Origin of the sequence: Pseudomonas sp. NFACC14 (assembly GCF_900106885.1) — a bacterium.
Taxonomy (GTDB): Bacteria; Pseudomonadota; Gammaproteobacteria; order Pseudomonadales; family Pseudomonadaceae; genus Aquipseudomonas; species Aquipseudomonas fluorescens_AA.
In genome coordinates this window covers 1-23,243 of sequence record NZ_FNOA01000025.1, presented here as the reverse complement: position 1 = coordinate 23,243, position 23,243 = coordinate 1, and the positions used below count along the sequence as shown (strand labels likewise).

The following is a 23,243-nucleotide window of genomic DNA, read 5'->3' as shown; positions in this document are numbered from 1 at the left end:
CGAGTTCTCCACAGATGATGCGGGGCAGTATCGGCGAGCGATCTCATGACGATAAGATGGGTAATCGTATTTGAACTACTGAACCGCACTCATGAGTCAGCACCCCGATCTTTCCGAACTGGATGCCTTTGCCGCCGTCGCTCGCCATCGCAGCTTTCGCAAGGCCGCCGACGAGCGTGGCGTTTCGGCCTCGGCATTGAGCCACGCCATGCGAGCCCTGGAAGCACGCCTGGGTGTCAGGCTGCTCAACCGCACCACGCGCAGCGTTACCCCGACCGAGGCCGGCCACCAGCTATTGGCAACGCTGGCCCCTACCCTGCAGCAGGTTGCCGAAGCCTTGACCCAATTGACCTCGCTGCAGGACGTGCCCGCCGGCAAGCTTCGCCTCAACGTGGCGCGTCCGGCGGCGCGTGCGGTATTTGCGAAGGTGCTCGCGCCGTTCGTGGCCAGGTATCCACGCATTCAACTGGACCTGGTCACCGATGATGGCTTGACCGATATCGTCAACGGCGGCTTTGACGCCGGCGTGCGCTTTGGCGAAAGCCTGGCCGGCGACATGATCGCCGTCCCTGTCGGCCCCCCTCAATCGTTCGTGACCGTAGCCGCGCCAGCCTACCTGGCCACGAAGGGAATCGCCCAGGCTCCACGGGACTTGCTCGACCATGCCTGCATCGCCCGGCGTTTTCCCAGCGGCAAACTCTACGCCTGGGAATATCAGGCAGACGGACAACCGATCCGGTTGTCCGTCACCGGCCCGCTCATTCTTGAAGACGATGTGCTGATGATCCAGGCGGCGAAAGATGGCGCCGGGATTGCCTACGTCTACGAGGAGCTGGCGCGCGACGACCTCCGCAATGGGCATCTCACGGAACTGCTTGCGCAATGGAAAGCGCCGCCAAGCCGGTTTTTTCTCTATTACCCCAGCCGACGCCATGTGCCACCGGCCCTGAAAGCGCTCATCGAGTTCATCCGGGCGGACGATTGACGAACCTGAACCGGCAGGCAAAAAAAAGCCCCGCGACCGAGGACGGTGCGGGGCAAGGGAAATTGGTTGGTTGCGGCCAACCAAAGGAGCACGGTGAAAAGCGTTTACGGGCCGGTCAGATGCATTCCTGTGCGGCGCGTTCGAAACTCGAAGGCAGGAGGTTGGAGGCCAGCAAGTGCCGCTCGTAGATGAACACCTTGCCGCCGTCGCCGGCCTTGTAGGCTTCCAGCACGTTGTCCGCCGACACTTTGCTCGGCACCACGATGCGGTAGCTGCGCTGGGTCTGCGAGACCACCGGGTTCAAGGCGTTGCCCTGCAATTTCGGTACGACGCATTCGGCGTATTGGGCCGGCGTCTTGCTGGTTTGCAAGGTCAGGGTCGGATCGTTCGGTGCCGAGGCACAACCGGCCAGCAACAATGGGGAAAACGCCAGGGGCAGCAAGAATAAACGGCGCATGGTCAGGGTCCTGAAAATAAAAATACGGGGCTGCGTGTTCGATGGCGCTGATTTTCCAATGATTGCCGGCAAAGCAGAACTTGCATTTGGTAATGGTCACTATTACTCCTAGCAATAGTTGCAAGCCGAGAAAGATTGATGAGGCCTATCCATGAGAACGTTTGATCTGATTCGCGACGCGGTATTGCCCGACTTCCGTGAGCGGGTGGCTGACTACCTGATCCAGTACGAAAGCGTGCTGTTGAGCGACACAGAACCCGACCCGGAGCTCAAGCGAGCCACGGCCAACCAACTGCGCGGTTATCTGCGCGGATTGAATACCACCCGGGTATTGGGCATGGCGGATTGGGAGGAACTGGATCGGCGGGTGGTGGACACCTGGCTTCAGTGACCGGCCGGACATTCCGGGAATGTGTTCAATTCAGGGTGGCGTGGGCGATTGCTCCCGCCGCGCTGGGCTGCGATCTCTCGCCGGCTGCGGCCCGACACTGGCTTGGGCCCTGTCCACCAGCCGTTGCACCCAGGCGGCGTCCTGGTCATTGACCACCCCATAGCGGTTCGGCGGTAAAAATCTCCAGTGATGGGCGGCCTCCTCCAGACGCTTGAGTTCATCGGCAGACATCCAGTACGGCGTGTCCACCAATGGCATCGGCGCACCGTCGAAACGCCGGCCCAGCTGCAGGTTCGTGCCGGGGGCGAAAGCAATCGCCAGGTGCTGCCGGGGTTGCAGCAGCTTGTCCGGTGCGGGCATTTGCCCTACCCGTGCGTAGCTGAAGTTGCCCGGATATTGCTCCTTGAGCACCAGCCAATGTCCCGCAGCGGTCCGGGCCAGGATCCATTGCGACACACCGCTGTCTTGCACGCATTTCAGCTTGCCGTCGGTCCATTGCATGAGGGTGTTGCAGTCCGGATCATAGTCGTTGGCCCACAGGCTGATGCCGCGGATGAGGGTATGGCGTTCGAGCTCGACCAGCCCTTGATCGGGCATCGATTGCCAATAACGCTTGGTCGGGTCGCGCTTATCACGCAAGTAGTTATGCAGGCCCCAGGCAGCCATGAACAGCAAGGTGACGAGCACGAGCCAGCCAAGGGAATCCCCCACGATCCGGTCAAGGTCGACGCCTGGGGCAGATAACCCCTGGTAGACCAACAGCCCCAGCAAAAACGCGATGCCCGGCAACACCGGGCCCAGGCACAACGGCGGCACCAGCACCATGATCCAGCTGAAGCGATGCATGGTCGCACGCTCACGCGCCCAGGCCTGCTCCTGAGCAAGCATCGGCGCCCGCTCCCGTGGGCCGATCTCAGGATCGGGCGTCTGGAAACGCATGTACAGGGTGTAGGTGTCATCGCTCATGGATCGGATCATGCTCTTGAAGTCATCGTGTTAGACACACATTCATCCCCATCGCCCAAACTCGCCCCCTTGCTCAGCCAGGCGAGACAATGGTCCCGGTGCAACGGATCGATATTTAGACCAGGAGTCGCTCGACCCACTGCTGTGGCGTCATCTTCGTCACCATGATCAGCACAATGACAAACATCCCCAAAAAGCCCAGAACCCCCATCCAGAACCACTTCCGATACACGGTTGAGTATCGATCTTCGAGCGTGTGTCCATCCCGCGCCGCGCTCGACGCCATCACGTACAAGCGCTTCTGGAACACCAGCACAGGCAGCCACAACGTCCCCACGCACAGGAAAATGATCAACGACGTCATGATCCATTCGGTGGTCAGGGGAAGTCCGGCCAGTCTCGTTAGCAGGTAACCCGTCACTATCTGAATGAAACCCGCCGGCGTGGTAATCCAGGTATCGAACCGGACGACCGTCCTGGCCACATGGGCAATGACCTGCGGATTGGCGGTGCGGCTGGCGGCGATCAGGTAGAGGTAGGATCCCATGCCGAAGCCGAACAGGAAAATGGCAGCGATCACATGGATGTACTTCAAGCACAGATACAGCATGGTCAACCCTGCCCGTCAGAGAAATGCACGGACAGGCTGAGGTTTTGCGGATCGTTGATGGCGGCCATGTATTCGTCGACGGTGATTTCACCCACACAGGCCCGAGCGCCGGGTTCGGGCAGATACCCCTGGGCGATTTTCGCCGCCAAGGCAACGGCTGCACAGCTGGGAATTTCCGGCCCTTTGTCGTTCATGGCGGTGAGCTGCACGTTCAACGACAGCGGCTCGCCGTCGGCACCGATGCCATGGACGTCGATGTACATTGCGCTTTTGCCATCGCCAAATCGTTCGAACCAGAGCCCCCACCGATGAAGCCTGGCCGCCCAGGGGAGATGGTCGCGCACCAGCCCCATCCTCATTGCCTGGGCCAGCAGGTAGTTGGCAATACCGCCGAGCTTGAGGCCTGCGCCGGCCTTGAAGCTCAGGTTCTGGGCACCATAGCGGCTGGCGAAGATATCCATGTCCGGCACGTCGACATTGGCCAGTACCCGGGTGCCCATATAGCGCATTCTGCGAAGCGTCAGATCCTGCCATCCCAGAACCTCATGCACCCGGCCATTCCTGAGTTGCCTGATCGGCTTACCCGCATAGGCGAGAACGCCTTCGACGGTGGACAACCCCGGCATTTTGGCCGAAGAGGAAATACCATGCTCGATCGTGTCGATGCGTTTAAAGCGATGCCGCTGCTGATCGATGAGGGCGGCCGAGAGCGTCGGCACTGAGCTACAACCACTGAGGATCGCCACGCCTGCCTGTTTTGCCCGCGTGTCGAGTGCGCCAATGCCGGTGACGAAGGCTCTGCTGTCCGACAAGTCGCAGTAATTCACGCCGGCGTCGATGCAGCTCTCGGCGACGGCATAGGATTGCCCTTGAAAGGGGCCGCCGGTATGAATGACCCATTGGATGTTCATCAAGCCAAGGACAGATTTGAAGCCTGGGCCCATGGCGTCGCCGCACCAACTTTCACATACCGTGCCCGAACGGGCGTTCAATTCATCGACTTTGCGCTGCAGTTTTTGGGCATCGCGCCCCGAAATCACCAGCTGTACGCCTGGCATCACCACCAGGTGCCTGGAAACGATACTGCCGAAATTTCCATACCCACCGACCACCATGACCCTGAGCGTCATTCCATCCGTCCCTAAATATTCGATGAAGCCCGCAACCTTGCCACAAGGACGACGCGGTGGTGTACTCCTTGTGGCAGGTCATTGAGTTCCCGCACTTGCCCCCTGCTGATACTCCCGAGGCGTGCAGCCGAATTCGCGGCGAAACACCGTGTGCAGGTATTGCGCCGATTTGAAACCGCAACTCTGGGCGATGTCGGCAATCGGTGCGTCGGTGTTTTCCAGCCCGTTGGCGGCAGCGGTCAGTTTGAAGCGCAGGATTTCATCGTGGACGCTGCAGCCCCGCTCCTTGCGAAAATGCGCTTCCAGCGATGAGCGCGATATCCCTACATAAGCCGCCACCTGGGCCGTCTTGATGCCCTGGCAGGCATATTGGCGGATGAAAAGCCGTGCCTGCATGACATAAGGGTTGCCCAACGGTTGATGCAGGCTCGACACCTGCACATTGACCGCATCAGGTGGAATCAGAATCTGTGTGCCCGTGGACGGCATGCCGTGCAGCATTTGGTGGAGCAGGCGTGCGGCGGTGCGGCCCATGGTCTCGGTGCCCTGGATCACCGAGCTCAACGGCACCCGCGTCAGGCTGCGGGTCAGCGGGTCGTTGTCGATGCCGATCAACGCCACTTGCTCCGGCACGGCGATCCCGGCGGTCAGGCAGGCTTGCAGCAGTTGCCGGGCGCGGGCGTCGCTGACGGCGATGATGCCGATGGGCTTGGGCAGGCTTTGCAGCCAGGCGATCTGCTGTTCGACGGCGCTGTCCCAGAGCGGTGCGCTGGTGCCCATGCCGCGATAGACCTCGGCCTTCAGGCCGTCGCGCTGCACCAGCCGGCGAAAGGCTTTCTCCCGTTCCTGGGCCCAGCGATTGGCTTGAGCTTCAGGCAGGCTGAAACAGGCGAAGCGGGTCAGCCCGGCCTCGATCAGGTGCTCGTAGGCCAACCTCATCAACGCGTCGTTGTCGGTGGCGACATAGGGGATGCCCTTCGGGTAGGCGCGTTCATCCTGATAGGAACCGCCCACCGCCACCACCGGCAGCTTGATCCCGGCCAGCGCCTCGCCGATCAGCGGGTCGTCGAAGTCGGCAATGATCCCGTCGCCCTGCCAGCGCTCGATGCCTTTGAGGCGGCAGAGAAAATCCTCCTCGAGGAACAAGTCCCAGGACGCACGCGTGCTGCTCAAGTAGTTGCCGATACCGCTGATGATGCCGCGGTCGTAGATCTTGCTGCCGTTGAACAACAGCGCGATGCGGTGAACGGGCGGGACGGTTTTCATTGGCTTAACCCTGTGCCGGTGGACACAGACTAGGCGCGCGGCCGACGAATCTCAATACTCAAAATCGAACTGCCCGTTGGTGATTTTCATAATCAGCAGCCTCGGGGCCGGCGTTAGTATCGAGACACCGCCAAGAATAAAAAGGAAACCCGCACATGCCGTACTTCCCCGGTGTCGACAAGATTCGCTACGAGGGCCCCGCCAGCGATTCGCCGCTTGCCTTCCGTCACTACGACGCCAACAGACTGGTGCTCGGCAAACCCATGCGCGAACACCTGCGCATGGCGGTCTGCTATTGGCATACCTTCGTCTGGCCGGGCTCGGATGTGTTCGGTGCCGGCACGTTCAAGCGCCCGTGGCAGCACGCCGGGGATCCGATGGAAGTGGCCATCGGCAAGGCCGAAGCGGCCTTCGAGTTCTTCTCCAAGCTGGGCATCGACTACTACTGCTTCCACGACACCGATGTCGCCCCGGAAGGTAGCTCGCTCAGGGAGTACCGCAACCACTTCGCCCAGATGATCGACCACCTGGAACGCCACCAGGAGCAGACCGGAATCAAGCTGCTGTGGGGCACCGCCAACTGCTTCAGCAACCCGCGCTTTGCCGCAGGCGCGGCCAGCAACCCCGATCCGGAAGTGTTCGCCTGCGCCGCCGCCCAGGTGTTCAGCGCCATGAACGCCACCCAGCGTCTCAAAGGCGCCAACTACGTATTGTGGGGCGGTCGCGAAGGCTACGAAACCCTGCTCAATACCGATTTGAAACACGAGCGCGAGCAACTGGGCCGGTTCATGCGCATGGTGGTCGAGCACAAGCACAAGATCGGCTTCAAAGGCGACCTGCTGATCGAACCCAAGCCCCAGGAGCCGACCAAGCACCAGTACGATTACGACAGCGCCACGGTGTTCGGCTTCCTGCAGCAGTTCGGCCTGGAAAACGAGATCAAGGTCAACATCGAAGCCAACCACGCCACCCTCGCCGGGCACAGCTTCCACCACGAGATCGCCACAGCCGTCTCCCTGGGAATCTTCGGCAGCATCGACGCCAACCGCGGCGATCCGCAAAACGGCTGGGACACCGACCAGTTCCCCAACAGCGTCGAAGAAATGACCCTGGCCACCTACGAAATCCTCAAGGCTGGCGGGTTCGGCAATGGCGGGTTCAACTTCGATTCCAAGGTCCGGCGCCAGAGCCTGGACGAGATCGACCTGTTCCACGGCCATGTCGCCGCCATGGACGTCCTCGCCCTCGCCCTGGAGCGCGCGGCAGCCATGGTACAGAACGATCAGTTGCAACAGTTCAAGGACCAGCGCTACGCGGGCTGGCAGCAACCGTTTGGCAAGGCGGTGCTGGCTGGCGACTTCAGCCTGGAATCGTTGGCCGAGCACGCCTTTACCAACGAGCTGAATCCCCAGGCTGTCAGCGGTCGCCAGGAAATGCTCGAGAACGTGGTCAATCGGTTTATCTACCCCTGACAAATGTGGCGAGGGGATTTATCCCCGCTGGGCTGCGAAGCAGCCCCCGGGAAGAACAAACTGATTTGTCTGCCCCACCAAAGAGGCCGTTACATTCTCGCGACAAATCTGTGCCCACGGCGCCTCGCAAGGCTCTACAGTTCTACCCGGTATCACGCTCATCGTCAGGCAGTGTCTTTCAAACAACAATAAAAGGACGCACTACATGAAAACATTCAAACGTACCCTGCTCGCCGGCGCCCTCGCCCTGCTCTCGCTTCCGGTCATGGCCGATGCGGCCCATCCGAAAATCGGTTTCTCCATCGATGACCTGCGCCTGGAACGCTGGTCGCGGGACCGTGACTACTTCGTCGCGGCGGCGGAAAAACTCGACGCCAAGGTCTTCGTCCAGTCCGCCGATGCCAACGAGCAGAAGCAGATCTCGCAGATCGAAAACCTGATCTCCCGTGGCGTCGATGTGATCGTCATCGTGCCGTTCAACGCCACCGTGCTGACCAATGCCGTCGCCGAAGCCAAGAAGGCCGGGATCAAGGTCGTGTCCTACGATCGACTGATCCTCAATGCCGATATCGACGCCTACATTTCATTCGATAACGAAAAGGTCGGCGAGATGCAGGCCAGCGGCGTGCTGAAAGCCGCGCCCAAGGGCAATTACTTCCTGCTCGGTGGCGCGCCCACGGACAACAACGCCAAGGTCCTGCGCGAAGGCCAGATGAAAGTGCTGCAACCGGCCATCGACAAGGGTGATATCAAGATTGTCGGCCAGCAGTGGGTGAAGGAATGGAACCCCACCGAAGCCTTGAGCATTGTGGAAAACGCCCTGACCCGGAACAACAACAAGATCGATGGCATCGTCGCCTCCAACGACGCCACCGCCGGCGGCGCCATCCAGGCCCTGGCCGCGCAGAAAATGGCCGGCAAGGTGCCGATCTCGGGCCAGGACGCCGACCTCGCGGCGGTCAAGCGCGTGATCGATGGCACCCAGACCATGACCGTCTACAAGCCACTGAAACTGATTGCCTCCGAAGCCGCCAAGCTCTCGGTGCAACTGGCGCGCAACGAGAAGCCCACCTTCAGCTCGCAATACGACAATGGCAGCAAGAAAGTCGACACCATCCTGCTCACCCCTACGCCGTTGACCAAGGACAACATCGACCTGCTGGAAAAGGACGGGTTCTATACCAAGGCGCAGATCGCCGGGCAGTGACACAGCGCTTGGTTAAACACAGTTCCTGTGGGAGCGAGCCTGCTCGCGATGGCGGCACCAGATCCAATACTGATGCAAGCCGAGCCACCGCTTTCGCGAGCAGGCTCGCTCCCACAGGGGGCTGACTGACACCAGGAAATACTTGCCCCCTGCGTATGTGTGAGCCCTTTTCCATGAGTCCTGCCATGTCCGACTACCTGCTGCAAATGAACGGCATCGTCAAAACCTTTGGCGGTGTCAAAGCCCTGAACGGCATCGATATCAAGGTCAGGCCCGGGGAATGCGTCGGCCTGTGCGGTGAAAACGGCGCGGGCAAATCCACGCTGATGAAAGTGTTGTCGGCGGTCTATCCCCACGGCACCTGGGAAGGCGAGATCATTTGGGACGGCCAGCCGCTCAAGGCGCAGTCCATCAGCGAAACCGAAGCCGCCGGGATCGTCATCATTCACCAGGAACTGACCCTGGTTCCCGACCTGTCGGTGGCGGAAAACATCTTCATGGGCCACGAACTGACGCTGCCCGGCGGGCGCATGAACTACCCGGCGATGATCCACCGCGCCGAAGCCCTGATGCGTGAACTCAAGGTCCCGGACATGAACGTGTCGCTGCCGGTTTCCCAGTACGGCGGTGGCTACCAGCAATTGGTGGAAATCGCCAAGGCACTGAACAAGCAAGCCCGACTGCTGATCCTCGACGAGCCCTCCTCGGCTCTGACCCGCTCGGAAATCGAGGTGCTGCTGGACATCATCCGCGACCTCAAGGCCAAGGGCGTTGCCTGCGTGTACATCTCCCACAAGCTCGATGAAGTGGCCGCCGTGTGCGACACCATTTCGGTGATTCGCGACGGCAAACACATCGCCACCACCGCCATGGCCGACATGGACATTCCGAAGATCATCACCCAGATGGTCGGACGGGAAATGAACAACCTCTACCCCACCGAACCCCATGACATCGGCGAGGTGATTTTCGAGGCGCGCCACGTCACCTGCTACGACGTCGACAACCCCAAGCGCAAACGGGTCGACGATATTTCCTTCGTCCTCAAGCGCGGGGAGATCCTTGGCATCGCCGGACTGGTCGGCGCCGGGCGTACGGAACTGGTCTCGGCGCTGTTCGGCGCCTACCCCGGCCACTACGAAGGCGAAGTCTGGCTCAACGGCCAGCAAATCGACACGCGCACGCCGCTCAAGTCGATCCGCGCCGGGCTGTGCATGGTCCCCGAAGACCGCAAGCGCCAAGGCATCATCCCGGACCTGGGGGTGGGCCAGAACATCACCCTGGCGGTGCTGGACAACTACTCGAAACTGACCCGCATCGACGCCGAAGCCGAACTGGGCAGCATCGACAAGGAAATCGCGCGCATGCACCTCAAGACCGCGAGCCCATTCCTGCCGATCACCAGCCTCTCCGGCGGCAACCAGCAAAAAGCCGTATTGGCGAAAATGCTCCTGACCAAGCCCCGCGTGCTGATTCTCGATGAGCCCACTCGCGGTGTGGACGTCGGCGCCAAGTATGAGATCTACAAGTTGATGGGCGCCCTGGCGGCCGAAGGCGTGTCGATCATCATGGTCTCCTCGGAGCTGGCCGAGGTGCTGGGGGTCTCCGACCGCGTCCTGGTGATCGGCGACGGCCAGTTGCGCGGCGACTTCATCAACCACGAACTCACCCAGGAACAAGTGCTCGCCGCCGCACTCAGCCATCCCGACGGCCATAACAATAATGATCGGAAGTCCGCGTAGATGAATCAGGTCAAACAGCTGTTTTCCCGCTACAAAATGCTTGCGCTGGTGATCGCCGTGGCGCTGATCTGGCTGTTCTTCAGTTGGCAGACCGAGGGTGGGTTCGTAACCCCGCGCAACCTCTCCAACCTGCTGCGGCAGATGTCCATCACCGGGATTCTTGCCTGTGGCATGGTGCTGGTGATCATCAGCGGCGAGATCGACCTGTCGGTGGGCTCGCTGCTTGGGCTGCTGGGGGGCCTGGCGGCGATCCTCGATGTGGTTTATCACATCCCGCTGCTGGCGAACCTGAGCCTGGTAGCCTTGTGCGGCTTGGTGATCGGCTTGGGCAACGGCTACATGACCGCGTACTTGCGCATTCCGTCGTTCATTGTCGGGCTGGGTGGCATGCTCGCGTTTCGCGGCGTCCTGCTGGGGGTGACCGGCGGCACCACCATTGCCCCGGTGTCACCGGAACTGGTCTACGTCGGCCAAGGTTACTTGCCGCACACGGTCGGGACCGGGCTTGGCATCCTGCTGTTCGCCCTGACCTTGTTCCTGACCTGGAAACAGCGGCGCAACCGCGCCCTCCATGGCCTGGCGGCTCACTCCCTGGTGCGTGACGTGTTGCGCGTGGTGGTGATCGGCGCGGTGCTGGCCGGGTTCGTCTATACCCTCAACAGCTACGACGGCATCCCGGTACCGGTACTGCTCCTGCTGATCCTGCTGGGGGTATTCAGCTACGTCACCAGCCAGACCGTGTTTGGCCGACGCGTCTACTCGGTGGGCAGCAACATGGAAGCCACGCGCCTGTCCGGCATCAACGTACAGGCGGTGAAGCTGTGGATCTTCGGCATCATGGGTGTGATGTGCGCCCTCGCCGGCGTGGTCAATACCGCACGCCTGGCCGCCGGCTCACCCTCGGCCGGCAACATGGGCGAACTCGACGCCATCGCCGCCTGCTTCATCGGCGGCACCTCCATGCGCGGCGGCTCCGGCACGGTCTACGGCGCCCTTCTCGGTGCGCTGGTGATCACCAGCCTGGACAACGGCATGTCGATGCTCGACGTCGACAGTTATTGGCAGATGATCGTCAAAGGCAGCATCCTGGTGCTGGCGGTGTGGGTGGATGTGAGTACGCGCACAGGGCGGCGTTGATCTGAACACGCAACTGTAATTTGAGACACTTTGCTGTTGGGCAGTCTAGTTGTCCAACGCAATCCAAAGCATAGGAAACCAATCTACCTATCTTTCCGCTGAGCAACAGGAACTCGTACCCCACGCCCGAGAATAATGGCACTATGCCTTTCCCTGTGCATTCATGGAGTGACTTTGATGCACCCATGTACCACGCCGGCAGTGACTCAACACTCCTATTTACGAAAAGGAATTTCAATGAGACGTGGAAAGCCTATCGGCAACAGGGCTGTAATATTCTGGATGCTCGCGACGTTTGCTGTGGCAGGTGATGCCCAAGCCGGCATCTTCAAGTGGATCAAGAACGAGGCGGTCCCCACTATTCAAGGGAAGCGCCCCATCGTTTTGAAGGAATACATCAAAATTTCCTCCGGGGCAGACCAAATCAAACTTGGTGACGACAGCTTGATGATTAAGATGGGAGGTATTACGGTCAAAACTGGGCAGCTACGTCTACGCCTGGCTCAAGGTGCTTGTGTCTGGGCTACCGGGGACGTCGTTACATGTGCTCCAGACTTTATCGAGAAACAAATCAAAGTTCTGGCTGACGCTGCTTATGCGGGGACGAAGCCGCCTGCTGTAGAAGCCAACTCAGGGAAACCGAAGCAAAAGGCCAACGCCGTGACTCCGTCAGGTTCTGGGCTGAGCTTTTCAGATTTGGATGGCAGGATCATTCAATGGGAGCCACAGGACAATTCGGTAGGCTTCGACTTTAGTAATCCAGGTACCGCCTCATCTAATCCACCAAAGCCATCCTTGTTTTTCCATGATCTATATACGCGCCGGGCGAAGGACGCTTCTGGCAAGCCCGAACTCCAGATATTGGGTCGCGCCGATTTGGCCTTCATGGAGGGCAGAGTGGGAGGTATCGCGTGTTATTTCGCTACGGATAAGAGCACCTATATCCTCGATAGCCAAAACAAATACAATGACCCGAATGGCTATGTGACCATCGGCAGCAAAACGGTTCCTACCAAGCAAATAGAGAGCGTACAAATTCAATTGGTAATCCCTTGGGCTGATTTGGAAGTCCCAAATACGGTTGCCCCCAATGCAACGATGTTTACCCAATGCTTCCTGACCCTGGACGGCGAGCAGATGCTCCAGACCGATTGGATTCCGTTCTAGAAGCATTCTGTCTCTGCCTACGTTGCTCAAGACCGAACAAGCTGACCGATGCAACCCGGCCCCAGCCCCATAGAATGTCGTGAACCCGGCAGTTTGAGACGTAGTCATGCGCATCGAACCTTTCGTTATCAACATCCCCGAACACGCCCTCGAAGACCTGCGACACCGCCTGAAGCACACCCGGCTACCAGAACCGCTGGCCGGGCAAGGTTGGCGCGAAGGCATGGACATGGAGGTGCTGCGGGAACTGCTTGCCTATTGGTCGGACACGTTCGATTGGCGCGCTCAGGAAGCAGCGTTGAATCGCTTGCCGCAATTTGTCGCCGACATCGGTGGGCAAAGGGTGCACTTCATTCATCAACGTGGCGTCGGGCCGAGTCCGAGACCGTTGATCCTGACCCACGGCTGGCCCGGCTCCTTCATCGAGATGCAACGTATCATCCCGCTGCTGACGGACCCGGCCCGCCATGGCGGCGATCCTGCGGACGCCTTCGATGTGGTGGTGCCGTCGCTGCCCGGCTACACCTTTTCCGCACCGTCCCAACGATCCGGCATGGGCCCCTATGAAGTGGCGGGCTTGTGGAGTGAGTTGATGAGCGGGCTGGGTTACGAGCGGTTCGGCGCCCAGGGTGGGGACATTGGCGCGGGTGTGTCGACCTGGCTTGGCGTGCGGTTTCCCGAGCGAGTCACGGGTATTCACCTCAATTACATCCCGGGCTCCTATCGCCCTCCACTTGGCGAAAACGAGCCAGCGCTGACCGAGGCAGAAACGGCCTTCCTGCAACGCGCGGCGGCATTTGCCGATGCCGAAGGCGCCTATGGGCACATTCAGCGAACCAAACCCCAGAGCCTGGCGGTGGGCCTGAATGACTCACCTGCAGGGCTATTGGCGTGGATGGGGGAAAAGATCCTGTCCTGGTGTGATGACAGCCCCGCTATTGACCGAGAATGGTTACTGACCAATGTGACGCTGTACTGGCTGACGCACTGTATCGGCTCGTCGTTTCGCCAATACGTGGAGGGCAGCAAGCGGCCGTTGCAGTTCAACAGCGGCGAACGTTTGAAGCCGCCGGTTGGGGTGGCGCTGTTTCCTAGGGAATTGCCCATGCCACCAAGGAGCTGGGTGGAGCGTTGCTGCGAGGTGAAGCGCTGGACCGAGATGCCTCGGGGTGGTCACTTTGCTGCGTTGGAACAGCCGGAGTTGTTGGCGGAGGATATCAGGGCGTTTTTTCGGGATTACCGCTGAATCTCGCCATAGAGATCAGGTGCAGGATGTGTCTAGCATGATATGGCGCTGAGCCAATGTGGGAGCGAGCTTGCTCGCGATGGCGGCGGCACAGTCAATATCCTTGCAGGCTGAAATACCGCTTCGCGAGCAAGCTCGCTCCCACAGGAGACTTGAGTCAGCAGGGAAGCGGGTTATAGGGGCGTTTTGTAGCGTGGCCAATAGCGATCCGAAAATCTCGTAGGAATTTACACCCTGTGGCGAGGGAGCTTGCTCCCGCTGGGCTGCGAAGCGGCCCCAAACCGGCCGCCGCGTTTCGCCAGACAGACCGCCGGCACCGGTTTTACGGCGGCTGCGCCACCGAGCGGGAGCAAGCTCCCTCGCCACGGGGGGCGGGGGCGTCCTACAGGCCGGTTGTGGGTACCGGGATCGACTTCTATAGTTGGGTTCGTGGCTGGCTTTGGTCAGTGGCTGGGTTTCGCAGCCCGACAGATACGGTAGCAACCAAGCATCATAAAAGTGACAATGAGCGCCTTTGGCGTTCGACGTCATTTTATGGTGGCTGTGTGTGGGAGATCTTCGGGTCTGCCGGGTTCCTTCGTATCCTCGGTCTGCGAACCCACGCGCAGCTACCACCCATTCGTCTCGCAGCGGATCGAAGTAGCTTTTTCTTGATACGAAGAATGAGTAACTATTGTCATGAATCAACGCGATCAACGCTTCACACCTCACCCAAACCGCCACCACCCACCCCGTCCTGCTGATCGACACCCACGCCCCACTGCCCGAACTCCACGCCTGTGCCAGCGAACGCTTGCACGCCACGCTCGATTACCTGACCTTGGTGGCCTGCAGCAGCCTGCGTGATTCGGCAACGAGCGACATCAACACCATCACCAATGTCGCCCGGATCCTGGTGCAGGATGTGGCGGATGTGTTCGGCGTGATCGAGCGGCGCGGGCTCGAAGGCTGAGCCATTGTGGGAGCGAGCTTGCTCGCGATGGCGGCGGCACAGTCAATAGCCTTGCAGGCTGAAATACCGCTTCGCGAGCAAGCTCGCTCCCACAGGGGAAATGCGTTTAGCCCCGATAATCCCGCAGGAATTTACCTCCCTCACCACGGGGCTCCTAAGCCACACAGGGAGTGCCTAGCCCAGTTGTCGGCGCACGGCCAGTTCCACGCCGCGGATTTCCGCCAGGCCCTTGAGGCGGCCGATCAGTGAGTAGCCGGGATTGCTCTTGCGGTGCTGATCGTCCAGCAGTTGATGCCCATGGTCTGGACGCAGCGGCAAGCGCGGGCCGCCTTCGCGTTCACGTCGGCGCTCTTCAGCCACCAAGGCGCCGATGACCCCGACCATGTCGACGTCGCCGTCCAGGTGATGGGCTTCATGGAAGCTGCGTGGGTCGGTTTCCCGGCGGGTTGAACGCAAGTGAGTGAAGTAGATGAACGGCGCAAAGTGCTTGGCCATCGCCACCAGGTCGTTGTCTTCGCGCACGCCATAGGAACCGGTGCAGAACGTCAGGCCATTGGCCGGGCTTGGCGCGGCATCCAGCAGCCATTGGGCGTCTTCGGCGGTGGACAGGATGCGTGGCAAGCCGAGCAGTGCCCGGGGTGGATCGTCCGGGTGGATTGCCATGCGCACACCCACCGCCTCGGCAACCGGGATCACCGCACGCAGGAAATACCCCAGGTGTTCGCGCAACTTGGCCTCGTCGATGTCGGCGTAGGTGCGCAGCAAGTCACGGAAGTTGTCCAGGCTGTAGTGTTCCTCGGCACCGGGCAAGCCAGCAATCAGGGTATTGACCAGGGTTTCGCGCCGGGCCGGCGTCAGTTGTTCGAAGTAGACCTTGGCCTGCCGGATGTCCTCGGCGCTGTATTCAGCCTGCGCTCCCGGGCGCTGGAGGATGAACAGGTCGAAGGCGGCAAACGCGGTTTGATCGAAACGCAAGGCCCAGCCGCCATCCGCCAGCTCGAAAGACAAATCGGTTCGGGTCCAGTCCAGCACCGGCATGAAGTTGTAGCAGACGATATCGATGCCGCAGCTCGCCAGGTTACGCACGCTTTGCTGGTAGTTGGCGATGTACTCGTCGCGCCGCCCACAGCCGCGCTTGATGTCTTCGTGCACCGGAATGCTTTCCACCACCGACCAGCTCAGGCCGGCCGCTTCGATCAGCTGTTTGCGCGCCGCGATGGCGTCCACCGGCCATACCTGGCCATTGGGAATTTCGTGCAACGCCGTGACGATACCGGTCGCACCGGTCTGGCGGATGTCCGCCAGGGAGATCGGGTCTTTGGGGCCGAACCAGCGCCATGTCTGTTCCATGTTCTTCTCCTTGTGATCAGTTGGGTGCGGTAAACGTGAGTAAAAAGCTGTCGATGCCATCGTGGGCCAGGGCGTCATAGGCGCCTTGCACTGCATCGCGAAACGCCGCGCGAGCCGACAACTCAGCCGGGAAGACTTCATCCAGATCCAGAAACGCCTCCACCAGCGACGGGCCTTCGAATCGTCCCGCAAGATCGGCGAAGGTGGCGCTCAACGGGTCATCGATCACCTGCGCCGACCCGCCGGACAACGGCTGCGTGCAGTAGCGAATCCAGGCGGCGATGCCCAAGGCGGTGCAGGCGATGCCACGTCCCTGATCAAGCAGTCGCTGCGCACCCAGCAACCAGCGTTGCGGCAGCTTCTGCGAACCGTCCATGGCGATCTGGCGCAGGCGATGTTGCAGGCTGTCATTGGCGAACCGCGCCTTGAGATCGTGGGCATAGACCGAAAGATCGATACCCGCAGGCATGTCCAGCGTGGGCGCCGCCTCGTCGGCCATGTAGCGTCCGATCAGGTGCAGCAGGTTCGCGTCACTGACGGCCTCGAACACCGTTTCGTGACCGACCAGCAGTCCCACATAGGCCAGCAACGAATGGCTGCCATTGAGCATGCGCAACTTCATCGTTTCGAACGGGCCCACGTCGTCCACCATCTGCACGCCCTCCACTTCCCAGTCCGGGCGGCCAAGGGGAAAGTGATCCTCGATCACCCACTGGCTGAAACTTTCACAGACCACTGCCGCCGGGTCGTGACAGTCCAGTTGCTCCAGCCGGCGGAAGGACTCGCCGTCCATCGCTGGCACGATGCGGTCGACCATGCAACTGGGAAACGCCACCTGTTGCTCGACCCACTGCGCCAGTGCCTCATCCTGCAACGCCGCCAGCGCGCTGACTGCCTGGCGGGTGCGTTGGCCGTTGTCGGGCATGTTGTCACAGCACAACACTGTGAAGGCCGGGACGCCTGCGGCGCGGCGCCGGCGCAGGGCTTCCAGGACGATCCCGGGGGCCGAGCGCGGCGCTTGCGGATAGGCGAGGTCATGGGCAATCGCCGGGTCTTCGCTGCGCAGTTGCCCCGAAGACGGGCTCAGGCAATACCCCTTTTCAGTTACCGTGAGCGTGACGATCCGCGTCTGCGGCGCGGCCATGCGCTGCAACAACTGCTCCAGGTCGGGACCGCCCTCGCCCACATACAAGGCCTGGCGCAGCACCTCGATCTCGCGCAGCGTCACTTGCTCGCGGTCGCGGTATTCGGCCACATGGTAGCGACCGTCCTGCTCGCGCAATTGCTCGACCAAGGTGCGATTGGAGCGCAGGTTGGCGCTGCACATGCCCCAGTCGCTTTCACCATGGCGATTGAGATGGCGTTGCAGGTAGACCGCCTGGTGCGCGCGATGAAACGCGCCCAGGCCCAGGTGCACGATACCGATCTGCGTTGCACTGCCGGTGCAAGGTACACGTTTCACAACAGGCATCGACTCACTCCTTCTGTTCAGGAACGGCCCAGGGCCGAAACGGGCTGCGGGCTTTGTGCCGCCGCGCTGCCGGTATCCGTCACCGACAGCGGTTTAACGTAGCGCGCCACACACACGGCACCGATCACGGTCAACAGCCCCGCCAGCAGGAACGCACTGGTGAACGAACCGGTGAACTGCACCAAAAAGCCCGTCAGGGTCGGACCGACAATGCCCGAGGTGTTCGCCAGAAAGTGCATGAAACCACTGACGCCGCCCACCCGCGCCGCCGGAACGGTGTCCTGGATGATCGCCCAATAGATGGCACCGGTGAGGTAAAGGAAGAACACCGCCAAGGCGACGAGAATCACCGCTGGATACAAGGTAGTCACCATCCCGGCACAGGCGATGCAGGCGGCGCAGGCCAGCAGGCAAGTCACCAGCACCACTTTGCGGGAGAACATCATCCGCCCGGTTTTCTTGAACACGAAGTCGGAGATGAAGCCGCCCAGGGCCAGGCCGAGGAAACCCAGGACCCAGGGAATGACCGTGGCGATGCTCATGTCCTTGACGTTCAAGCCGTGGGCCATGGTCAGGTAGCTGGGGAACCAGGTCAGGAAGAAGAACAAGGTGTAGTTATAGGAAAAGAACGCCAGGGAGGTGAACAGCACCGTCGGCTGCTTGAGGTAGAACCGCAAAGGGAACACCTGTTGTGCCGCCAGCTCGCCCTGCCCCTCGGCTCGGAGAATATCCTCGGCGCCCTCGCCTTCGGGCCGTTCCTTGACGAACTTGAACCACACCGCCGCCCAGACCAGGCCGATCAGCATGATGATAAGAAACGAGATCTTCCAGCCGTAGGTGACGGCGATAAAGCCCACCACCGGACCGGAAATCGCCCCACCCAGCGGCGTACCGGACATGGATGCGCCAAGCGCCCGCGCCCTGCGCTTGGGGGTGTACCAGTTGTTCACCATCTTGCTGGTGGTGACGCTCAGCGGTCCTTCGCCCATGCCGAACAGGATGCGGATGAGCACCAGCGAAGCGAAGCCCACCGTCAGCACCGTGAGGCCGCTGAACAATGACCACAAGACCATGGCCAGCAGCAAGGTGGTCTTGGCGCCGTAACGGTCGGCGGCCCAGCCACCGATGAAGTTGAAGGCCGCATAGCCGACGAAAAAACTGCTGAAGATCATGCCCATCTCACCCGTACTCAGACCGTAGTCCTTCTGGATGAAAGGTGCCGCCACAGACAATGCCGACCGGTCGAGGTAATTGATGACCCCGGCCAGGAACAGCATGATGATGATTAAGCTACGTCCTTGACCAAACATGGTGGAACCTCCCGCTTGTTGTGTTTATTCGGTGAGGGTGCCCATGACAGGCACGGTGAAACCGGTGGTGCCGACGGCTCAGTGATGGGCGTTCGTCAGCTCCACCAGCACTTTTCGGGTTTGCTCGGGGTGCTTTTCGATCAGGTCGATGGCGCCGGGCATTTCGTCGAAGGTGACGCGATGACTGATCAGGTCCTGGACTTGCAACTTGCCGCTGGCGATCAATTCGATCACCCGGGGGAACTTGCGGTTGTTGAGCCGCGACCCCACCAGGGTCAGTTCCTTCTTGATCATTTCCAGCTGCACCAGATCACTGGGCGTGGCATTGAAGCCCAGCAACCCGATACGCCCGGCCGGCGAGGCCAGGCGCACCATCTGCGGCATCAGTGCCGGAATGCAGGCGGCATCGACAATCAACGGCACGCCCTCGCCTTGGGTCAGCTCGCGCATGACGGCTTCGACATCCACTTGCTGGCCGTTGAGGGTCCGGCTGGCGCCCAGCGCCCGTGCCGTCTCCAGGCGGCTGTCGATGACATCGGTGACGGTAATGTCGGTCAATCCCAACGCCCGGGCCATTTGCACCAGGGTCAGGCCTATCACTCCGGCGCCGTAGATCAACACGCTGTCGCCAGGGTGCGGCTGCATGCGATCGAGTACGTTCAGGGCAATGGAATAAGGCTCGACCAGGGCGCCGTGGCTGAGGGACATCGCATCGGGCAGGCGGTGGGCGTTTTCGGCCGGTACGCAGACCTGCTCGCTGAAGCCTCCGTCGCGGTGCACGCCGATCACTTGCAGCCGCGTGCAGACATTGGGGCGGCCAATGCGGCAGGGATAACAGGTGCCGCAACTGATCACCGGATCGATGCACACCCGGTCGCCCACCTGCAGGTGCTCGACGCCTTCACCGACTTGCCGGATCACCCCGGAGAACTCATGGCCGGTGACACGGGGAAAACGCACGAATGCGTTCTGCCCATGAATGATGTGCATGTCCGAGCCGCAGATGCCGGCATACGCCACATCGACCTGGACCTCGCCGTGGGCGACTTGGGGTTGGTCGACCTGGGCCAGCCCGAACTCGAAGGGTGCTCTTACCTGGAACGCTTTCATCAGTCACTCCTGACGGGGCGTTCGCCCCGTTTGCTCAAAGGGTTGAAGCCGCTTCACCAATGCCAGAGCGTGCCGTCTTCGAGACGGTTGACCGGCAGGCTGGCACGCTTGTAGGGGTACTGGCGGGCAAGGTCTTCATCGATGTCGACGCCATGCCCTGGGGTTTCGCCCGGTGTGAAGTGGCCGTCCTCGAAGCGGTAGGCATGGGGGAAGACTTCATCGATGCGGTCTTCGTGAGGCATGTGTTCCTGGATGCCGAAGTTGGGCACCCACGTATCGAAATGCAGGGCCGCGCCCATGCACACCGGCGACAGGTCGGTGGCGCCGTGAAAGCCCGTGCGCACCTGGAACAGCGCGGCGAAATCGGCAATGCGCCGCACATGGGTAATGCCGCCGGCATGCACCAGCGTCGTGCGGATGTAATCGATCAACTGTTCCTGGATCAACTCGCGGCAGTCATGGATGGAGTTGAACACCTCGCCCACGGCCAACGGCGTGGTGGTGTGCTGGCGAATCAGGCGGAAGCTCTGCTGGTTCTCGGCCGGCGTGCAGTCTTCCAGCCAGAACAGGTTGTACGGTTCCACGGCCTTGCCCAGGCGCCCGGCTTCGATGGGCGTCAGGCGGTGGTGCACGTCGTGGAGGATATGCAGGTCATCACCAAAACGTTCGCGCACGGCGGCGAACAGCTTGGGGACGTGGTTGAGGTATTTGGCGGTGTCCCAGACGTGTTCGGCGGGTAGGTCGCTGTCGGCCGGTTCATAGCGCTCGCCGCTGCGCTTGGCGACACCGTAGGTGGTGGCAATGCCGGGCACGCCGCATTGCACACGCACGGCTTTATAGCCCAGCTCGACGTGACGGGCGACTTCGTCCAGGCACCCTTCGATGTCCTTGCCGGTGGCATGCCCATAGACCATCACCCGCTCGCGGCTCTTGCCGCCGAGCAATTGGTACAAGGGCATGTTCGCGGCCTTGGCCTTGATGTCCCAGAGCGCCACATCGACGGCGGCGATGGCCGTCATGGTCACCGGTCCCCGACGCCAGTACGCACCGCGATACAGGTATTGCCAGATGTCCTCGATGCGGTGGGCATCGCGGCCGATCAGCGCGGGCAGGACGTGTTCCTCCAGATAGGCGACGACCGCCAGTTCGCGGCCATTCAAGGTTGCATCGCCGATGCCGTAGAGGCCTTCATCGGTGACGATTTTCAACGTGACCAGGTTGCGCCCCGGGCAGGTGACGATGACGCGCGCTTCAACGATTTTCATAAAATCAGACCTGTGCAACAGAAGGAAGTGAGGATGCGCCCATGTCCGGCATGGCCGCCTGGGCAATCAGTGCGCCCCGGTATCGAACGACCTGGGCCGCCAGGCGATGCCCCCAGCGGGCGGCCTGCTGTGGATCGCCGCCGCGCAGGCGACAGGCCAGGTAGGCGGCACTGAACGAATCACCGGCAGCGGTTGTGTCGACGACATCGGAAACGGTTTGCGCGGGCACCTCGAAACGCCCTGTCGGACATTGGATCAAGCAACTGGCGGCGCCACGCTTGAGGGCGACTTCGCGTACGCCCGCCTGGGCGTAGGCACTGAACAAGGCGTCCGGGTCGCGATAGCCGAACAGGCTCGCGTCATCTTCCCAGGTGACCAGCGCCAGGTCGGTCAGGTGCAACAGGTCGCGGTAGGCCTGCCGGGCCGATTCAGGATCGGGCCAGAGGTGGGGGCGGTAATTGTTGTCGAAGACGATGCGCGTGCCCGCGCCACGAGCCCTGGGCAGGGCCCGGATCAAGCGTTGGCGCCCTTCCGGTGTGAGGATCGCCAGGCTGATGCCGCTCAGGTAGACGTAATCGTAATCGGCCAGTGCAGCGAGCATGGCGTCGGCCTCGGGGCCCTCGAACATGCGCCGCGCCGCCGCTTCCCCGCGCCAGTAGAGGAAGCGCCGCTCGCCGTGGGGGTCGGTCTGGATGAAATACAGCCCCGGCAGCGCGCCTTCGATCACGCGGACATGAGCATCACCGATCCCCTCGTCCAGCCAGGACCGGCGCATGGCGACGCTGAACGCATCGCTGCCCACGGCCGTCATGTAGTCCACGGCCACTGCGCCATGGGGATTCAATCGGGCCAGGTAGACCGCGGTGTTGAGCGTATCGCCACCGAAGGTCTGCGTGATCGCGGCACCCGGCTCACCGCGCATCTCGATCATGCACTCCCCCACCAACGCCACTTTCAGCGGGCGGGCGAAGCGGGCCTGCGGGCCATGGTTGAGCGATAAATCCATCATCAACGCGCCTTTCTTGTTTTTAAAACGGCGTTTCATTTTTATCTCAAGGCCCGAGTCTAGTCAGATTTCCGGCCTCGTCAAGCAAAAATGAAACAGCGTTTTGTTCTGCTTGCGTATATCCTTGGGTTTTACTTTCACGTTGGAGCCTTCATGGACAACAGCGTCATTCCCAACAACGATCTGGTGTCGGCGGTGGGCCGGACCATGGCCGTGCTCGAGGCATTGGCCGAACATCCGGAAGAAAGCGGCGTGTCGGAAATCGCCACCAAACTGGACATGTCCAAGGCCACGGTTTATCGCTTCCTGCAGTCGCTCAAGGCCCGTGGGTATGTGGTGCAGGACGCCGAGGATCGCTATCGCCTCAGCGTCCGGCTGTTCGAACTGGGCGCCCAGGCCCTGCCCCACCTGGACATCGTCCGGGAAGCGGAGCCCGGGATGCGCAGGATCAACGAGCTGACCGGCGAGACCGTCCACCTGGGGATTCTCGACGAAGGCAGCATCGTCTACGTGCACAAGATCGACTCCAAGTACAACCTGCGCATGTACTCGCGGATCGGCCGACGGGCACCGTTGTACTGCACCGGCATCGGCAAGGTGCTGATGGCCTGGCTCGAAGAAGACGAGTTGCTCGCCCACCTGGCCCAGGAAAGCTTCGAGCGTCGCACGGCCAATACCCTGACCAGCGCCGAGGCGTATCTGCAGGAACTGGAGACCGTTCGCCAGCAAGGCTATGCCGAGGACCATGAAGAGTTCGAAGACAACATGCGTTGCCTGGCGGCACCGATCCGCGACCGTTTTGGCCATGTGATCGGCGGGATGAGTGTTTCATTCCCGTGCTTTCGCTTCAGGGAAGAGTTGAAGCAGGACTACGTCAAGCAACTGATGCACGCCACCCAGCAGATCTCAAGCCAGTTGGGCTGGCGTACACGTTAATCGCAAGAGCCGTGGACGAACCTGTGGGAGCGAGCCAGCTCGCGATGACGTCAACACATCCCACATC

Annotated in this window: 21 protein-coding genes; 10 read left to right on the top strand and 11 right to left on the bottom strand. The window is 61.2% G+C overall.

What is annotated here, in order from left to right; translation table 11 throughout:
- The first annotated feature begins 91 nt into the window (after positions 1-91).
- Positions 92-985 (top strand): LysR family transcriptional regulator, encoded by an 894-nt coding sequence (locus tag BLU85_RS25945; RefSeq protein ID WP_092204574.1) that lies wholly within the window; start codon positions 92-94, stop codon positions 983-985.
- A 115-nt stretch (positions 986-1,100) separates the two neighbouring features.
- Here the strand turns inward: BLU85_RS25945 and BLU85_RS25940 are convergent, their stop codons facing one another.
- On the bottom strand, positions 1,101-1,442 hold the full coding sequence (locus BLU85_RS25940; RefSeq protein ID WP_092204573.1) for a YajG family lipoprotein: 342 nt from the start codon (positions 1,440-1,442) through the stop codon (positions 1,101-1,103).
- 151 nt (positions 1,443-1,593) lie between these two features.
- Between BLU85_RS25940 and BLU85_RS25935 the strand changes: the two genes are divergently transcribed.
- Positions 1,594-1,833: a hypothetical protein gene (locus BLU85_RS25935; protein WP_092204572.1), complete on the top strand. Its 240-nt coding sequence runs from the start codon at positions 1,594-1,596 to the stop codon at positions 1,831-1,833.
- A 30-nt stretch (positions 1,834-1,863) separates the two neighbouring features.
- On the opposite strand, the gene BLU85_RS25930 is transcribed toward BLU85_RS25935, so the two are convergent.
- The 4 genes from BLU85_RS25930 to BLU85_RS25915 form a co-directional block, all read right to left on the bottom strand.
- A complete protein-coding gene (locus BLU85_RS25930; protein WP_092204571.1) occupies positions 1,864-2,799 on the bottom strand; it encodes a hypothetical protein in 936 nt (311 codons plus the stop codon).
- A 115-nt stretch (positions 2,800-2,914) separates the two neighbouring features.
- Complete coding sequence (locus BLU85_RS25925) at positions 2,915-3,409, bottom strand: DUF2269 family protein (RefSeq protein ID WP_092204570.1); 495 nt, start codon at positions 3,407-3,409, stop codon at positions 2,915-2,917.
- 2 nt (positions 3,410-3,411) lie between these two features.
- Complete coding sequence (locus tag BLU85_RS25920; RefSeq protein WP_092204569.1) at positions 3,412-4,539, bottom strand: saccharopine dehydrogenase family protein; 1,128 nt, start codon at positions 4,537-4,539, stop codon at positions 3,412-3,414.
- Between the two features lie 78 nt (positions 4,540-4,617).
- Positions 4,618-5,805: a XylR family transcriptional regulator gene (locus BLU85_RS25915; RefSeq protein WP_092204568.1), complete on the bottom strand. Its 1,188-nt coding sequence runs from the start codon at positions 5,803-5,805 to the stop codon at positions 4,618-4,620.
- A 155-nt stretch (positions 5,806-5,960) separates the two neighbouring features.
- On the opposite strand from BLU85_RS25915, the gene xylA reads away from it, so the two are divergent.
- From xylA to BLU85_RS31500, 7 genes are all read left to right on the top strand, one after another.
- Positions 5,961-7,277, top strand: a complete 1,317-nt coding sequence (gene xylA, locus BLU85_RS25910) for a xylose isomerase (RefSeq protein ID WP_092204567.1) — start codon at positions 5,961-5,963, stop codon at positions 7,275-7,277.
- A gap of 205 nt (positions 7,278-7,482) precedes the next feature.
- The gene (gene xylF / locus BLU85_RS25905; protein WP_025213958.1) at positions 7,483-8,484 is read left to right on the top strand and encodes a D-xylose ABC transporter substrate-binding protein; all 1,002 of its coding nucleotides are present in this window, start codon (positions 7,483-7,485) and stop codon (positions 8,482-8,484) included.
- A 185-nt stretch (positions 8,485-8,669) separates the two neighbouring features.
- Positions 8,670-10,226: a D-xylose ABC transporter ATP-binding protein gene (gene xylG / locus BLU85_RS25900; RefSeq protein ID WP_092204566.1), complete on the top strand. Its 1,557-nt coding sequence runs from the start codon at positions 8,670-8,672 to the stop codon at positions 10,224-10,226.
- On the top strand, positions 10,227-11,363 hold the full coding sequence (locus tag BLU85_RS25895; RefSeq protein ID WP_003201312.1) for a sugar ABC transporter permease: 1,137 nt from the start codon (positions 10,227-10,229) through the stop codon (positions 11,361-11,363).
- A gap of 237 nt (positions 11,364-11,600) precedes the next feature.
- Positions 11,601-12,530, top strand: coding sequence for a hypothetical protein (locus tag BLU85_RS25890; RefSeq protein ID WP_092204565.1), 930 nt, complete (start codon positions 11,601-11,603; stop codon positions 12,528-12,530).
- A 106-nt stretch (positions 12,531-12,636) separates the two neighbouring features.
- A complete protein-coding gene (locus BLU85_RS25885) occupies positions 12,637-13,776 on the top strand; it encodes an epoxide hydrolase family protein (protein ID WP_092204564.1) in 1,140 nt (379 codons plus the stop codon).
- A 793-nt stretch (positions 13,777-14,569) separates the two neighbouring features.
- Positions 14,570-14,728, top strand: a complete 159-nt coding sequence (locus BLU85_RS31500) for a hypothetical protein (protein WP_256572893.1) — start codon at positions 14,570-14,572, stop codon at positions 14,726-14,728.
- A gap of 174 nt (positions 14,729-14,902) precedes the next feature.
- On the opposite strand, the gene uxuA is transcribed toward BLU85_RS31500, so the two are convergent.
- The 6 genes from uxuA to BLU85_RS25850 all read right to left on the bottom strand — a co-directional run bounded on the left by uxuA (position 14,903) and on the right by BLU85_RS25850 (position 22,240).
- Positions 14,903-16,078: a mannonate dehydratase gene (gene uxuA / locus BLU85_RS25875; RefSeq protein WP_092204563.1), complete on the bottom strand. Its 1,176-nt coding sequence runs from the start codon at positions 16,076-16,078 to the stop codon at positions 14,903-14,905.
- A 16-nt stretch (positions 16,079-16,094) separates the two neighbouring features.
- Positions 16,095-17,549, bottom strand: a complete 1,455-nt coding sequence (locus BLU85_RS25870; protein ID WP_092204562.1) for a mannitol dehydrogenase family protein — start codon at positions 17,547-17,549, stop codon at positions 16,095-16,097.
- A 17-nt stretch (positions 17,550-17,566) separates the two neighbouring features.
- On the bottom strand, positions 17,567-18,859 hold the full coding sequence (locus BLU85_RS25865) for an MFS transporter (protein WP_092204561.1): 1,293 nt from the start codon (positions 18,857-18,859) through the stop codon (positions 17,567-17,569).
- A 78-nt stretch (positions 18,860-18,937) separates the two neighbouring features.
- Positions 18,938-19,969: a Zn-dependent oxidoreductase gene (locus tag BLU85_RS25860; protein ID WP_072410057.1), complete on the bottom strand. Its 1,032-nt coding sequence runs from the start codon at positions 19,967-19,969 to the stop codon at positions 18,938-18,940.
- 53 nt (positions 19,970-20,022) lie between these two features.
- A complete protein-coding gene (manD, locus tag BLU85_RS25855) occupies positions 20,023-21,234 on the bottom strand; it encodes a D-mannonate dehydratase ManD (RefSeq protein WP_092204560.1) in 1,212 nt (403 codons plus the stop codon).
- A gap of 4 nt (positions 21,235-21,238) precedes the next feature.
- Positions 21,239-22,240: a sugar kinase gene (locus BLU85_RS25850; protein WP_092204604.1), complete on the bottom strand. Its 1,002-nt coding sequence runs from the start codon at positions 22,238-22,240 to the stop codon at positions 21,239-21,241.
- Positions 22,241-22,393: 153 nt separating this feature from the next.
- Between BLU85_RS25850 and kdgR the strand changes: the two genes are divergently transcribed.
- Positions 22,394-23,176, top strand: coding sequence for a DNA-binding transcriptional regulator KdgR (kdgR, locus tag BLU85_RS25845; protein ID WP_092204559.1), 783 nt, complete (start codon positions 22,394-22,396; stop codon positions 23,174-23,176).
- Positions 23,177-23,243: the final 67 nt, after the last annotated feature.